This window comes from Paenibacillus sp. 32352 (genome assembly GCF_002042965.1).
Classification (GTDB): Bacteria; Bacillota; Bacilli; order Paenibacillales; family NBRC-103111; genus Paenibacillus_S; species Paenibacillus_S vulneris.
In genome coordinates this window covers 169,163-184,014 of sequence record NZ_MZNT01000006.1, presented here as the reverse complement: position 1 = coordinate 184,014, position 14,852 = coordinate 169,163, and the positions used below count along the sequence as shown (strand labels likewise).

Sequence of the window (14,852 nt, the reverse complement as noted above, 5' to 3'; positions counted from 1 at the left end):
ACAAGGACTAGCCCTAGAGCAAAATAGGGAGAAGAGGATGATTATGGACTATTTCGGCTGAACGCAGCCCAAACGAGGTGATGGCGTGTGATTCGAATGCTGGGTTTTCTCCAGCCTTACCGGTGGCCGGCAGCAGCTGTGCTCGTCTTGATATTTCTGCAATCCTTGTCGGATCTGTATCTCCCGACCTTAATGGCGGATATTGTGGATAAAGGGATTGTGGAAGGCGACATCCCCTACATCTTCCGAATCGGGGGATTCATGCTTCTGGTGGCGGCGGGAGGCGCAATATGCTCTGTTGCGGCAAGCTTTCTTTCCGCCAGGACGGCATCGGGCTTTGGCCTTAACGTGCGGAGCCGGGTGTTCTCCCATGTCGAAAATTTCTCCCTTCAGGAGTTCGACAGGATCGGCACCGCTTCGCTGATTACGAGAACGACCAACGATATTACCCAGGTGCAGCAAGTGCTGACCATGATGCTGCGAATGATGATCAGTGCTCCCATGATGTGTATTGGGGGCATCATCATGGCGGTGAATAAGGACGCCACGCTATCGCTTGTTCTAGTCGTGGTTATTCCGGTGCTTGCGGCGGCCATCGCCATTATCGCAAGCCGCGGCATGCCCTTGTTCAAAGCGCTCCAGATGAAGCTGGACAAGCTGAATCTGGTGCTGCGGGAAGGGCTGACGGGAATACGCGTCATTCGTTCCTTCAACCGGATTGAGCACGAGCAGCAGCGATTTCAGGAGGCCAACCGGGATTTGACGGCTACCGCTACGAAGGTGAACCGCATTATGGCGGCCATGATGCCGGTGATGATGCTGGTCATGAACTTCTCCTCCATAGCTATTATCTGGTTTGGCAGCGTCCGGATCAGCACTGGTCATATGCAGGTAGGGGATCTGATGGCCTTTTTGCAGTATGCGATGCAGATTATGTTCTCGCTCATTATGATGTCGATGATGTTCGTCATGATTCCTCGAGCTTCCGTCTCGGCCGGCCGCATTAACGAAGTGCTGGGCATGACCCCGACGCTGGAGAATCCTGCGCATGGCCGACAGACGGGAGAGAGGAAGGGCTACATCGAATTCGACCAGGTTTCGTTCAGCTATCCGGGAGCGGAGCAGCCGGCCCTCTCGAATATTTCCTTCAGCGCCAGCCCCGGGGAGATTACGGCGATTATCGGAGGGACGGGGTCAGGCAAATCGACGCTGATCAGCCTCATTCCCCGATTTTACGATGTAAGCAGCGGCAGCATCCGTGTGGATGGGGTGGACGTAAGGGAGATGACGCAGCAGACGCTGCGCGAGAAAATCGGCTTAGTCCCGCAGAAGGCCGTGCTGTTCTCCGGAACCATTGCAGACAATATCCGGTACGGCAAGGAGGATGCAACCGACGAGGAGCTGCGGCATGCGGCAGCGGTCGCCCAGGCGACGGAGTTCATCTCCGCTATGCCGGAAGGCTTCGACTCGGTTATTGCCCAAGGAGGAACGAACGTATCGGGAGGACAAAAGCAGCGTCTCTCCATAGCCAGAGCTCTGGTCAGAAGGCCGGAAATTTACGTGTTCGACGACAGCTTCTCCGCTCTTGATTTTAAGACGGATGCGAAGCTTCGCGCTGCCCTGAAGGCGGAGACCGGGGATGCGACGGTCATCATCGTGGCCCAAAGGGTGAGCACCGTCATGGACGCGGACCGGATCATCGTGCTGGAGGACGGACGTATTGCCGGGATAGGGAATCATCAAGAGCTGATGGCTTCGTGCGGAGTGTATAGGGAAATCGTGGCTTCACAGCTATCGGAGGAGGAACTGTCATGAGCGGACCGCATAGAGGGGGCGGGGGACCGGGCCGCGGCCCGGGAGGAGGACCCGGAGGTCCCCGAATGGGAATGCCCGTCCAAAAGGCCAAAAACTTCAAGGGCACGCTGAATCGCTTGCTTCACTATTTAAAGCCTCATCGTTATGCGCTGCTTATGGTTCTTCTCGCTGCCATACTCAGCACCGTGTTCAGCATCGTCAGCCCGAAAATTATGGGGAAGGCGACGACCAAAATTTACGAGGGTGTCATGCTGAAGCTGAAGGGAGTTCCTGGAGCGGAAGTCGACTTCGGTTACATAAAGGATATTTTGCTGGTGTTGGCTGTCCTGTATATCATCAGCGCAGCCTTCAGCTACGTGCAGCAATATGTGATGGCAGGAGTCGCCCAGAAGACCGTCTATGGCTTAAGACAGCGGGTCAATGAGAAGCTGTCCAGGCTGCCGCTGTCGTTCTTCGATTCCCGCGCCCACGGCGAAATCTTGAGCCGGGTTGTCAACGACGTTGACAATATAAGCAGCACGCTGCAGCAAAGCTTGACCCAGCTGATTACCTCCGTGGTCACGCTGGTCGGCGTTATTGTCATGATGCTGACGATAAGCGGTTGGATGACGCTAATCGTATTTCTTACGCTTCCGCTCAGCTTTCTTGTTACCAAAGCGGTAGCCTCCCGTTCGCAGGCTTTTTTTGCAGGACAGCAAAAGGCGCTTGGAGAGCTGAACGGCCACGTGGAAGAAATGTATACGGGCCACCGGATCATTAAAGCGTTCGGACACGAGGAGAAGTCCATCGATAAGTTCAACGAAATTAACCGCAAGCTGTATCAGTCAGGCTGGAAGGCGCAGTTTGTGTCCGGGATCATCATGCCTTTGATGAGCTTCATCAGCAATATCGGCTACGTGCTGGTCAGCGTCGTCGGCGGGATTCTCGTCACGAGAAGGGCGATTGAGATCGGTGATATTCAGGCGTTTATTCAATACACGCGTCAGTTCTCACAGCCTATCACCCAGCTGGCCAATATCGCCAATATTATACAATCGACCATCGCTTCCGCAGAGCGCGTCTTCGAGCTGCTCGACGAGAAGGAGGAGGTGCCGGAGGCTTCGGAGCCTAATCACTTGGAGCGTCCTAAGGGCGAAGTGCATTTCCAGGACGTCACGTTCGGGTACAAAGAGGGCGCCGTCTTGATCGAGCATATGAATATCGATGTCAAGCCGGGTCAGACCGTTGCCATAGTAGGGCCGACGGGAGCGGGCAAAACAACGCTTATCAATCTGCTGATGCGATTTTATGAGCTGGGAGGCGGCCGAATCACGATTGACGGAGTCGATATTACTGACCTGAAGCGGGGGAACCTGCGCAGCCTGTTCGGCATGGTGCTTCAGGACACCTGGCTGTTCAACGGCACGATTCGCGATAATATCGGCTATGGGCGTGAGGGAGCTTCTGCCGAGGACATCGTTCGGGCCGCGAAGGCAGCGCATGCCGATCATTTTATTCGGACCTTGCCGGACGGCTATGACACCGTGCTAAACGAAGAGGCTTCGAACATCTCTCAGGGGCAGAAGCAGCTTCTGACCATTGCCCGCGCCATTCTGGCCGACCCTGCGATTCTCATTCTGGATGAAGCGACGAGCAGCGTAGATACGCGAACGGAAGTATATATCCAAAAGGCGATGAACGAGCTGATGAAAGGAAGAACCAGCTTTGTCATTGCCCATAGGCTCTCGACGATCCGCAACGCGGATATGATTCTCGTCATGAACAAAGGGACTGTGATCGAGAAGGGAACACATGAAGAGTTGCTGGCCGAGGGCGGCTTTTATGCCGACTTGTATCTCAGCCAATTCACGGGGAAAGACTCGCAGAAGGATATCGGGTAAAGCCACGTGGATGTTGGGAAACGGCCGCCGGGCAAGCCTCCATTAAAGAAGGGCTATCGGCAGCAGGGATCAAGGATGAGCTCCTGATTTTGGGACAAGCTAATGCAGGATGATTTTACATAGGGACAGGAGAGAAAAGGATGCATAAAGAAACCGACTCAGGGCAGCGGACGTTGACTACCCGTCAGGGACATCCGGTAGCGGATAACCAGAATATTCGCACGGTAGGCAGCCGGGGGCCAAGCACGTTGGAGAACTACCATTATCTTGAGAAAATTACTCACTTCGACAGGGAGCGCATTCCGGAGCGCGTCGTCCATGCGCGCGGTGCAGGAGCTCACGGAGTATTTGTAGCTTACGGGAAGGTTGGAGAAGAGCCGGTATCCAAGTACACCCGGGCGAAGCTGTTTCAGGAGGCGGGCAAAGAGACGCCGGTGTTCGTAAGGTTCTCGACGGTGATTCATGGCGGTCATTCTCCCGAAACCTTAAGGGACCCGAGAGGCTTTGCCGTCAAATTTTACACGGAGGACGGGAACTGGGACTTGGTCGGGAACAATCTCAAAATTTTCTTCATTAGAGACCCGCTGAAATTCCCTGATATGGTTCATGCCTTCAGGCCCGATCCGATCACGAATGTGCAAGATATGGAGCGCTTCTTCGATTTTGTGTCGATGAGTCCAGAGGCTACCCATATGATTACGTTTGTGTACTCCCCTTGGGGAATTCCCGCTAACTACCGGCAAATGCAGGGCTCCGGCGTCAATACATATAAGTGGGTGAATGAGGCGGGAGAAGCGGTGCTGGTGAAATATCACTGGGAGCCGTTAAAGCAGGGCATTAAAAATTTGCTGCAAAAGGAAGCCAACGAAATTCAAGCGATCAATTTCAACCACGCCACGCTGGATCTGTATCAGGCCATTGAGCGGGGCGATCATCCCGAATGGGAGCTATGCGTACAAATCATGTCCGATGATGAGCATCCCGAATTGTCCTTTGACCCGCTGGATCCCACCAAACTGTGGCCGACGGATCAGTTCCCGCTGCTGCGTGTAGGCAAAATGACCTTGAACCGCAATCCGGTCGATTATTTCACGGAAGTGGAGCAGGCGGCATTCGGAACCGGCGTTCTGGTAGACGGCCTGGACTTCTCGGATGACAAGCTGCTGCAGGGCCGTACCTTCTCCTATTCGGATACGCAGCGGTACCGGGTCGGGACGAATTACTTGCAGCTTCCGATCAATGCGCCTAGAACCCATGTGGCGACCAATCAGAGCGGGGGGCAGATGCAGATCCGGCCGGACCGGGCCCCGGGGCAAAATCCGCATGTCAACTATGAGCCTTCCTCCCTAGGCGGGCTGGAGGAAGCGAAGCGGCATGGCAAGGAGCATGAGCCGCACTATAACGCCAAATTGACCCGCGAGGCCATTCCGCGAACGAATAACTTCGGACAAGCGGGCGATACGTACCGGGCCTTTGAAGAATGGGAGCGTGAAGAGCTGATCTCGAATCTGGTCGATGCTTTGTCGAAGTGCAGCGAAGGCATTCGCGAGAGGATGATCCGGCATTTCACGGAGGCGGATGCCGATTACGGCAGGCGAGTAGCCGAGGGGCTATCCAAGGCTGACCGGAACCGCATCGAGAGCGGTCAGACAGATCCGGCACAGGCGGTCCGCAAGGCTCAGCAAGAGGGGCACAGTGCAGGTCCATATTAAAGGAAGGCGGCGGGCTTAGGAATCGGCCCGCCGCCTTATTTTTGGGGTTCCCAAAGCACCTGAATCAGCTCCAAGCTAGGCGCTATTTTGCAGGGTTATTTTGCATCAGGGGCCGAGAGAAGCTTCCATCCAATGCCGGTCATGCCAACCTAAGCAGGATTAGCTGCGCAGCTCATTATCTATCGCTTCGAGCAGGCTGACCGCTTGCCGTTCAAGGGCAAGCACCGACTCAAGAATCGGCACGGCTTGCTCCGCCGCGGCAGGAGAGTTAGGGTCCCCGCCGGAGGGGAAGGGAAACAGGCTGCGCAGAGGCAGTAGCCGGCGGGCAATATCCCCGTACAGAACGGCTGCCTCCCGGAACAAGCTGCGAATGCGTGCGTCCCGTTCGTCGGAGCCGTTCCATCCGTCAGCCAGCTCGTTCCAGAATGCGGCTGCAAAATGCCGGGCGTCCTGAACGAAGGCGACGTTATAGGAATGACCATTAGGCTCGATCGCTCCGCCGCGGAACGCTTCGATCCAGGTCGAATAAGCCGCAAGTCCCCGAACCGTTCTCGGGGCTTCCTCCTCTATTCCCTGATAATGATCGAGGATCATGCGCAGCGCACCCTGCAGCATCGTACGGTCATCCGTCTCGAAGGAATCCTCAATGGCAAGAATGAATAGATCCTCCAGGATCCCCCGTCCGAGGTTGTCATAGGAAATAGCTTTCTCTCTGCACAATTCCGCAGCCATCAGCTGTCGCTGTTCATCGTCATAGCCGTAGATGACTCCGAATTCGGGGATAAATAGATCCCAGGACAGCACCGGAAGCCCACGGTCGATGGAACGGTGGATGAGCTCCAGCGCTTCGGGAAGCGCTTTGTGCATCGACCTTTTGTGCATTGCTTGCTCCGTTAGCAGGGACGGATCGACCAGGTTGGCATTTGGTCCCGGACCATCCTTCCGGAGCCCGTCAACGAAACGGCAGCGGAAGCCCAGATTGAGCAGCCCCTTGGTGAGGATATCTCCGAAGTTAAAGCTGGTCGGTCCGCCGATATGGACGTCTCCCGGCCCGATATTGATGCGAAAGGCGTGACCGGTCAAGCCCATGACCATGGGAAGGGAGAAGGCTTTGTCCGTATAGCCCAGAATGCGATGAATAGCTGAGGCGGCCGATGTCCAGGTTCCTCCTTCGTGGCTTGCAGCGTTGTTAGGCAGCAGAGTCTTTTTCATAAGTCCCATATCCCTTCTGTTTTTCATGTAATGATCTACAGAAATACGGAGCTTTTCCTGAATCACTTTTTTACGGCCCCGGGAAATAATCTGATACACATTGGCGGAAGAGAGCTGAAACAGCTTGGCAATCTCCTGAGGGGACAAGTGGTCGAAAAAATGCGATTCGAAGATTTGCCGCTCTCTGCGGTTGAGACAGCCTAATATGCCGCCGATCGTATCCATCAGCTCCCGCCGGAGCAAAGCTTCTTCCGGATTCGTCTCTTGCCCGGCAGGAGGCCGTGATTGGGAGAGACGGTGCAGGATGTAATCGAGATCGCGCCAGGTATCCTCCGAGGGCTCTATGGACCCCTGGGACGGTGCCAGGGCGGAGAAGGACTGCTCTTTGGCGACGGAACGGCTCCTTAGCCTAGTGTACGCCTGGTTGCGCACGATCCGGTGCAGCCAAGGGAGGAACCTCTCGGTATCTACCAATGTCCCGAGATGCAGAAAAGCCCGAATCAGCGCATCCTGCACGATATCCTCCGCTAGGAAGGGCTCCTGGGCTATAGAACGGGCATAGCCGTACACCTGGGCTCTATGTCTTCGTATTAATTCCCCGAAGGCCTCGCGATCCCCGGCCTTGGCCTGCTCAACCAGCAAGCGGTCATCCCTATCATCAAGCTCTGGAACAGCTCCTTCTTCATCCCGGGGGTCCAGCGGTGTAAATGATGCAGTGCTCAAGGAAATCCTCCTTACGTAGATTCTTGTTACATTGACGCTTCAGGAGCGGGTATTCTGACAACTGCGGCCAAAAAATAAAGGTGTGGATCATGATTGACTTTATGTGAACCCAAATGGTCGGAACGGGTTGATTTATAGGGCTATGCTCTTTGATTATTTTACCATCTATTTCAAAAATGCAGCGCGGTTTTGCTTGAACAGCCATGCGAAAAAAGCCGCCCTCGCCGTAAAGGAAGACGGCCTGCTTAAGCTTTGCGAAGCTGCTTGCTAACCCAACAAAGAGCGCCGAAGCTTTAATACTTGATGCAGATGGTAGAAACCTCGCTGTAGAAGTCCAGGCTGAACATCCCGCCCTGACGGCCGATGCCGCTTTGCTTCTCACCGCCGTACGGCGTTCTCGGATCACGCAGGAACCAGGTATTCACCCAGGTCAGCCCGGCTTCGATCTGATGCGCTACCCGGAAGGCCCGGCTGCTGTCCTTCGTCCAGATGGATGCGCTAAGACCGTAGTGGGTATCGTTAGCGAGGGCGATGACCTCCTCCTCGGTATCAAAAGGCTGTACGGTGACGACAGGACCGAATATTTCCTCATTGACCACCCGGCACCCGGCATCGACTCCGGTTATGATGGTCGGCTCCACGTAGAAGCCCCGATCAAGTCCATCGGCGCGATTGCCGCCGGTTTCGATCACGCAGCCGTCCTCTCTTGCAGACTGGATATAATCCAGCACCCGATCGTAATGCTGCTTGCTGATGAGCGCTCCGATGTTTGTATTCGGCTGGAGGGGGTCGCCCACCGTTTGCTGGCGCGTGCGTTCAATGAATTTCTCCAGGAAGGCTTCATAGATCGGGCGCTGTACATAGATCCGCGAGCCGCACAAGCACACGGCGCCTTGGTTAATAAAGCTGCTGCGCAGCGACGTATCGACCACTTCGTCCAGATCGCAATCCGCGAAGATGATGTTCGGGTTTTTGCCGCCCAGCTCGAACGATAAGCGCTTCAGGCTGGCTGATCCGGCCTTCATAATGCTTTTTCCGGTGGTTGTTTCCCCGGTGAAGGCAATCGCGCGCACATCCGGATGCTCGGAGATCGCTTCCCCTACGGAGCGACCGGCCCCGTTCACGATGTTGACGACTCCGTCCGGCAAACCGGCCTCCTTGCAGATTTCCCCGAGCAGCGTTGCGGTCATGGGCGTCCAGCGGGCCGGCTTCAGTACGACGGTGTTGCCCATGGCAAGGCACGGCGCAAGCTTGGCGCTGAGCAGAAGAAGCGGGAGGTTCCAGGGATTGATCATGCCGACGACGCCGAGCGGACGGCGTACGACGAAGTTCATGGCGCCAGCCTCGCTGGGATAAGCCTCCGTTCCCATGGTGGAGATGAAATTGGCATAGAAATGGTAGCTGCCGGCGGCACGCGGAATATCTACATTCGTTGACAGCCACAGAGGCTTTCCTGTATCCAGCGTTTCGAGCATGGCAAGCTCGTCTTTGCGCTGCAGAATCAAATCGCCGATCCGGCGCAGTATGGCGGCGCGCTCACTCAGCTTGGAATGCTTCCATCCGCCGTCGAAGGCCCGCTTGGCAGCTTCTACGGCCAGCTCGACCTCGGCTTGGCCTCCCTCAGCCACTTGACCGAGCACCTCCTCCGTTGCCGGATTGATATTATCGAAGGTTTTGGGCTCCTGGGAATGAACGTACCGGCCGTCAATGAAATGCAAGCAATCCATACCTTTCACGATAGTTTCCATTTTCAAACTCCTCCTTTAGGATCTTAGGTTATGAGGCTTTAGCCAGTATCGGCGCAGAGGACCGATTCGTTCTTTGTTATCCTGCGTCACACAGCGGGCCGGACAGCGCTTGAGTCAAGCCCGCTTGGTAAGGGGACGCTCGCGATGCAGCCTCCGGTAATGATTCGGAGTCATGCGAATGCTGCTTTTGAAGGTTCTATAGAAGGTGGACAGCGTTTCAAACCCGATTTCAAAGCAGATGGATGCGATATCCTTGTCGGTCTCGGCCAGCAGCTTTTGCGCAAGACGCATTCGAACGTCCGTGAGGTATTGATGCGGAGTCATGTGGTACACTTCCTTGAAAATGGTATTCAAGTGCCGCGTACTGACGCCGAGCTTGGCGGAAATATCGTCCGGGCCTACAATTTCGAAGTAATGCGTATCGATATAATGGCGAAGCTTCTCGGCCCGGAGGCTGTTCACGGCGGCCGCCTCGGTGGCGGGCTGATAGCGGACGAGCAGAAGCAGCAGCTCGGATAAATACAGCGCATTGGCCAGCTTGTTCAGCAGGTTCTCCCGCGTCTGCTCGAACAGCATTTTGCGCGTCAGCTGCCGCAGCTCCTTGCTTCCGAAGCCGCCAAGCCGGACGAGTCTGGAACGGTCAAACTGGGAGCGCAGCAGTGCCTCACGGACGCTTTCATCCAGCATCGCTTCGTCAAATTCGAGCACCAGCACGGTCATCCGGCTTCCGGAAAGCACCGAATGGCTCGTTCGCGGGACGATGACGACGCCCTGATCCTGTTCGAAGTCGAAGCTCCGCCCATCGAGCACCACTCTGCCCTTTCCCTCCAGAACATACAGGATTTGATGGATGTCATGATGGTGCTCCTGCATGATCTCGCCGTCGTTGTGACGCATTTCATACAAGTGGATTCCAACCATGAACAAGTCAGCTCCTTGCAGTCTTGGCACGCCCGTACAAGAACAGAACGACAAGTATGACAAGACCGTAAATGATTTGTTTTCCTGCGTCCCTCATGTCCAATAACGTAAGAATACTCATCAAAATATAGAGAATGACGGCTCCGGCAATCGTCCCCGCATAGCCCCCGCGCCCTCCCATAATGGAGGTCCCTCCGGCTACGACAGCGGCAATGGACGGGAGAAGCAGCGTGTCCCCCATTCCGAGGAAGGAGAGGCCGTAGAAGCCGACGGACATCATGCCTGCCAGCACGGCAAACAATCCGCTTAGCGTATACACCAGAACGAGGACCCTCTTGTTATGGATCCCTGATAGGTGCGACACGGTAGGATTCGTCCCGATAGCATACACTTTCCGTCCGAACGTGGTTTTGCCAAGCAAAAGCACAATAGCAGCGGCAAGAACCAGCCACACGAGAAGCGCCAGCTTGATCCCGAACACAGAACCCGTACCGAGATAACGCAACCAGTCGGGTGCCGCTCCTTTGGGGTTGCCGTCGGTATAGACGTACGTTACGCTTTTCAAAATACTGCTCATGGCGAGCGTCATGATGATCGGAGAGATCTTGAGATATGCCACACCGAGGCCGTTTAGCGCTCCAACGGCGATGCCTGCCGCCGCCATGATGATGGCTGCGGTCCCGCCGCCGTAGTCCGAGGCTGCTTGAGTCATAATGACCGCTCCCAGGTTCAGCATGTAGGCGACGGATAAATCAATGCCTCCGGTCAAGATGACCAGGGTCTGGCCCATCGCCAGAATGCCCAGAAAAGAAGAGATCACGAGCAGCTGAATCAAATGATCCGCAGAGAAGAACTGCGGCTGCATAATCCCCGATATCCCATAAAGCCCTGCGGTAGCCGCATAAATTTTCCAAACCCCTGTATGGCGAAGCGGTGAGGCAAGCGCTCCCGACGCACCGGGGCGGGTGGAAGCCGGTTTTAACATATCCGTACTCATGAAGGCCCTCCTTATAGTTCTGACTAGAGCCAAAACCTGCTTCATAAGCCATTCCTTTTACGAGGAACTGGCGGAGCCTGATGCCTGGGCAGAGTCCGCGTAGCGGGCTGCGGTCCGTTTTCTTTGCTTCTGAAGGATGCTCACGGCCAGGGCGAGAATAAGGATGATCCCTTGAACGGCATTTTGATAAAAGGACGGGACGCCCCAAAAAATCAACAGACCCAGCACGAGCGACAAAATGGCGGCTCCGGCCACCGATCCAACATATCCGCCTTTACCGCCTGACAAGGCTGTGCCTCCGAGAACGACGGCGGCGATGGAGTTCAAGGTGAACAGGCTGCTGCCGAGCGGATCGCCGGAAGCGGTTTGGGCGGTGAGCAGCAGACCGGCGCAGGCCGAGAACAAGCCGGCCATCGTATACGCCCATACCTTGGTGCGCCGAATCGGGACTCCGGATATGAAGGCCGAGTATTCGCTGCCGCCGATGGCATAGATGGATTGACCGAAGCGGGAATGGCGCAGAGGCACCCAGATCAGAGCCATAAAGACGGCCAGCACGATAGCGGAGACCGGGATATAGGTAAGCACGCGCCCGGTTAGCAGGTCGGTATACGCTTCCGGCACCTTGCCTCCGGCCGTAGGGCGAATATATAACGCGATCCCGCTATAAATGGAGGCGGTCGCCAGCGTCACGATAATCGGCTGCAGCCTGCCGAATACGATGATCAGCCCGTTAAGGAGCCCTGCGGCGCATCCGATGGCCAGCACAATGAGATGGGTAAGAACAAGTCCGAAGCCGGTATGGCCTACCGATACGGAAATGGGATCCATGATCGTAGCCGCTGCGGAATTCGTCAGCCCGATGATCGCCCCAATCGACAAGTCGATCCCGGCGGTCAGCACGACGACGGTTTGCGCCAAAGCGGCAACGGCTAATGTAACGACCTGGTTACAAATGGATTGCGGTCCGTACCTTGTGAAGAAATCGTACTGATTGAAGGCGAACAATACGAGGATGGCCATTAAAATGAGATAAGCCATGGCCGCATCCTTGTTTCTTCTTATCAGCGCGCCGAAGGGTTTGCGATGTGGAGCTGGTTTCATCCTGTCAGGTCACCTCCTGTAACGTTAGGCGATGCCAAGAGCGGCGTGAATCATCCGCTCCTCGGTAATGCTCCTGCCTTCCAGTAAAGCTGCCATCCGGCCCTGCTTGAAGACGGCTACGCGATCGCATAGCCCGGCCAGCTCCGAAAGCTCGGTGGAGTAGAGGAGAATCGCCATCCCTTCCTCTGCGAGCTGCCGCAGCAGCCGGTAAATTTCCGACTTGGTCCCTATGTCGATGCCCCGGGTGGGGTCGGCCAGAAGCAGGATGTCCGCTTGCGTCAGAATCGCCTTGGCAATGACGACCTTTTGCTGATTGCCTCCGCTCAAGCCGCCAACCTCGAGATCGGGGTGGGATGTCTTGATATTCAAAAACCGGATCATCTCATGAACGGCGGTCCGTTCCTTGCCGGCTTGAATGAATCCCAGCTGCTGCCGATGCTGCAGCGTCATCAAGGAGATATTCTCGCGAACGGAGCGGGACAGCAGCAGACCCTCGTGCTTGCGGTCCTCGGGAACAAGCGCAATGCCGGCCTTGATGGCGGCCGCCGGCCCGGTCAATGCGGCCCTTCGCCCGTATACTTGAACCTCTCCGCCGGCGATGGGACGTAAGCCGAACAGCGCCTCAAGAAAGGGGCCTTGCCCATGCCCCTGAAGTCCTGCGATGCCGACGATTTCTCCCTTTCGCAGCTGCAGATTTATGTCGTAAAACTGCCCTGTGCTGGTCAGATTACGGACATCTAGAGCGATTTCGTCCCGGCGCAGGGCACTTTTGGCCGGATACGTCTCGTTCACGGTCCGACCGGCAATCCAGCTTACTATCTGTTCTCCTGAGACGGTTCCCCAGTCGAAGGTGGTCACATAGCGGGCGTCCCGGAACACGGTGGCGCGATGGGCGATCCGTTCCAGCTCATCCATGCGATGGGAGATGAAGATAGCCGTTGTGCCCCGATCGGTGAGTCTCCGGATCAGGGAGAACAGCAGGTCGACCTCCTGCTGGCCCAGCGCAGAGGTGGCTTCGTCCAGCAGAATGACCTCGGGGTCGCGGGATAACGCCTTGGCGATCTCGACCAGCTGCCGTTCCGCGAGCGTCAGATTGCTGACAAGCGCTTCGGGTTGAAGGGTCAGGCCCAGATCCCGGAACAGCTCTCCGGCCATGACATTCATCCGGGCAAAATCGATCAGCCCCCATCGAGTCTTCGGCTCATGTCCCAAATACACGTTCTCCGACACGGTAAGATCGGGAACGAGGGAAAGCTCCTGAAACACCGCGACAATCCCCCGGCGGGCGGCATCGATGGGGGAGCGAAACCGCATTTCCTCGCCTTTGAATCGGATAGAGCCTTTATCGGGGGAAACAACGCCGCACAATAGTTTGACCAGCGTGCTCTTGCCGGCGCCGTTCTCGCCGAGCAGTGCGTGCACTTCGCCTCTGCGGCAGGAAAAATCGCAATCGATCAAAGCCTGCACGCCGCCGTAGCTTTTGCTCACCTGCGATACTTCAAGCAGGGCTTCCTCCGGTGACACGGGCTGGTTTGCCGGGGTCAACGGGCGATTCTCGGTAGGCATCCTTGGCACCTCGCTTTGGTGTGGGTGAGGGGACCGACCGATATCATCGTTTTGCGGCCGGCCCTTTCCCTTAATGGAAGCTTACTTTTGCAAGATTTGCTCGATTTTCAATCCGTAGCTGTTGGATGGGTCCGTCCAGTCGACGTAGAAATTGTCCGGCTGACCCGGCGCATACCATTTGTCTACATTTTTGTAGTCATCGTAAGGCAGCGGGATGATGGTCTTTTTGTCGGTCTTCTCACCCTTGAGCACCTTCAGCGCAATATCGAGAGCAGCGGCGCTAAGGTAAGGGGGCTGGCCTGCGGCAATCGCCTTGACCTTGCTTTCCTTCATATGGCGGAACAGGCCGTTCAGCATCTCCCCGGTCATAGGAATGGCAGCCGGATCGAGCTTGTTCTGCTTCAGCGCCTCTACGATGGCATTCTCGCCGCCCCCTTGCGTGAGGATCCCCTGAATGCCTTTGGACTTGTGGGCCGCCAGCATGTTGTTAATCACGACAGAGGTCGTTGCATCATCGTAATTTCCGAAGCCTTCCTGAAGAATTTTGACGTCAGGGTATTTTTTGAGGACCTCCCGATGGCCCTGGTCCCGGTCGCTGTTGATCGAAATCCCGTCGATGCCTTTGATCAGGAGAATGTTGCCTTTGCCGCCGATCTGATCCATCAGCCACTGCGCCTGAACCCGGCCGAACTGGACCTGGTCGGTGTTGACGTTATATACCTTGTCGGATTCCACGGTATTGTCGAAGGCGACGACGACAATGCCCCGCTGTACGGCCTCATGGAGTACGGGCACCAGTGCCGTTGGAGAGGAAGCGTCGACGAGGATGGCGTCGTAGCCCTTGGACATCATATTGCGGATTTCATTGATCTGGGCTTGCGGATCGTTGCCTGCGCTTGAGGAATAAAACTCGCTGATCTCGCCGGCGGCCTTCTTCTGCTGGGCATAGGCTTCAAAAATTTTCAGCATTTCCGAGCGCCAGGAGTTTCCGGCGAACGCATTGCTCAAAGCAATTTTATAGGCTTTCTTGGTCTTACTGCCGGCCTCTTTATCCCCGGCGCCCGCCGGATCTTTCCCGCCTGCGCAGCCAGTCAGGCTTGCACCAACCAACAAAAGAATGACGAATAACGTTGTCCATCGGATTGACCGTTTTTTCTTCATGGACGCACTTCCC

General features: G+C 56.0%; 10 protein-coding genes. 3 read left to right on the top strand and 7 right to left on the bottom strand.

Annotated features, from left to right (window positions below):
- Positions 1-96 precede the first annotated feature (96 nt).
- The 3 genes from B1728_RS15955 to B1728_RS15945 all read left to right on the top strand — a co-directional run bounded on the left by B1728_RS15955 (position 97) and on the right by B1728_RS15945 (position 5,407).
- A complete protein-coding gene (locus tag B1728_RS15955; protein WP_483310983.1) occupies positions 97-1,815 on the top strand; it encodes an ABC transporter ATP-binding protein in 1,719 nt (572 codons plus the stop codon).
- The gene (locus tag B1728_RS15950; RefSeq protein WP_079911228.1) at positions 1,812-3,695 is read left to right on the top strand and encodes an ABC transporter ATP-binding protein; all 1,884 of its coding nucleotides are present in this window, start codon (positions 1,812-1,814) and stop codon (positions 3,693-3,695) included. Before B1728_RS15955 ends, B1728_RS15950 begins: the two co-directional genes overlap by 4 nt.
- Before the next feature lie 140 nt (positions 3,696-3,835).
- Complete coding sequence (locus B1728_RS15945) at positions 3,836-5,407, top strand: catalase (RefSeq protein ID WP_079911227.1); 1,572 nt, start codon at positions 3,836-3,838, stop codon at positions 5,405-5,407.
- A 159-nt stretch (positions 5,408-5,566) separates the two neighbouring features.
- Here the strand turns inward: B1728_RS15945 and B1728_RS15940 are convergent, their stop codons facing one another.
- From B1728_RS15940 to B1728_RS15910, 7 genes are all read right to left on the bottom strand, one after another.
- Complete coding sequence (locus B1728_RS15940) at positions 5,567-7,342, bottom strand: RNA polymerase sigma factor (protein ID WP_256865374.1); 1,776 nt, start codon at positions 7,340-7,342, stop codon at positions 5,567-5,569.
- 293 nt (positions 7,343-7,635) lie between these two features.
- The gene (locus B1728_RS15935) at positions 7,636-9,090 is read right to left on the bottom strand and encodes an aldehyde dehydrogenase (protein WP_144027890.1); all 1,455 of its coding nucleotides are present in this window, start codon (positions 9,088-9,090) and stop codon (positions 7,636-7,638) included.
- A gap of 114 nt (positions 9,091-9,204) precedes the next feature.
- Entirely contained in the window at positions 9,205-10,011 is an 807-nt protein-coding gene (locus B1728_RS15930; protein ID WP_079911225.1) for an AraC family transcriptional regulator, read from the bottom strand.
- Between the two features lie 7 nt (positions 10,012-10,018).
- Positions 10,019-11,008 carry an ABC transporter permease gene (locus B1728_RS15925; RefSeq protein ID WP_179136042.1) on the bottom strand — a complete coding sequence of 330 codons (990 nt, stop codon included), beginning with the start codon at positions 11,006-11,008 and terminating at the stop codon, positions 10,019-10,021.
- 57 nt (positions 11,009-11,065) lie between these two features.
- Positions 11,066-12,112, bottom strand: coding sequence for an ABC transporter permease (locus B1728_RS15920; protein WP_079911223.1), 1,047 nt, complete (start codon positions 12,110-12,112; stop codon positions 11,066-11,068).
- Between the two features lie 24 nt (positions 12,113-12,136).
- On the bottom strand, positions 12,137-13,678 hold the full coding sequence (locus B1728_RS15915; protein ID WP_079911222.1) for a sugar ABC transporter ATP-binding protein: 1,542 nt from the start codon (positions 13,676-13,678) through the stop codon (positions 12,137-12,139).
- Between the two features lie 81 nt (positions 13,679-13,759).
- Positions 13,760-14,839 carry a substrate-binding domain-containing protein gene (locus B1728_RS15910; protein ID WP_079911221.1) on the bottom strand — a complete coding sequence of 360 codons (1,080 nt, stop codon included), beginning with the start codon at positions 14,837-14,839 and terminating at the stop codon, positions 13,760-13,762.
- Positions 14,840-14,852: the final 13 nt, after the last annotated feature.

Coding starts and splice junctions, on each gene's coding strand:
- B1728_RS15915 (WP_079911222.1), bottom strand. CDS start 13,678: ATGCCTACCGAGAATCGCCCGTTGACCCCGGCAAACCAGCCCGTGTCA.
- B1728_RS15925 (WP_179136042.1), bottom strand. CDS start 11,008: ATGAGTACGGATATGTTAAAACCGGCTTCCACCCGCCCCGGTGCGTCG.
- B1728_RS15930 (WP_079911225.1), bottom strand. CDS start 10,011: ATGGTTGGAATCCACTTGTATGAAATGCGTCACAACGACGGCGAGATC.
- B1728_RS15935 (WP_144027890.1), bottom strand. CDS start 9,090: ATGGAAACTATCGTGAAAGGTATGGATTGCTTGCATTTCATTGACGGC.
- B1728_RS15945 (WP_079911227.1), top strand. CDS start 3,836: ATGCATAAAGAAACCGACTCAGGGCAGCGGACGTTGACTACCCGTCAG.
- B1728_RS15920 (WP_079911223.1), bottom strand. CDS start 12,112: ATGAAACCAGCTCCACATCGCAAACCCTTCGGCGCGCTGATAAGAAGA.
- B1728_RS15910 (WP_079911221.1), bottom strand. CDS start 14,839: ATGAAGAAAAAACGGTCAATCCGATGGACAACGTTATTCGTCATTCTT.
- B1728_RS15950 (WP_079911228.1), top strand. CDS start 1,812: ATGAGCGGACCGCATAGAGGGGGCGGGGGACCGGGCCGCGGCCCGGGA.
- B1728_RS15955 (WP_483310983.1), top strand. CDS start 97: ATGCTGGGTTTTCTCCAGCCTTACCGGTGGCCGGCAGCAGCTGTGCTC.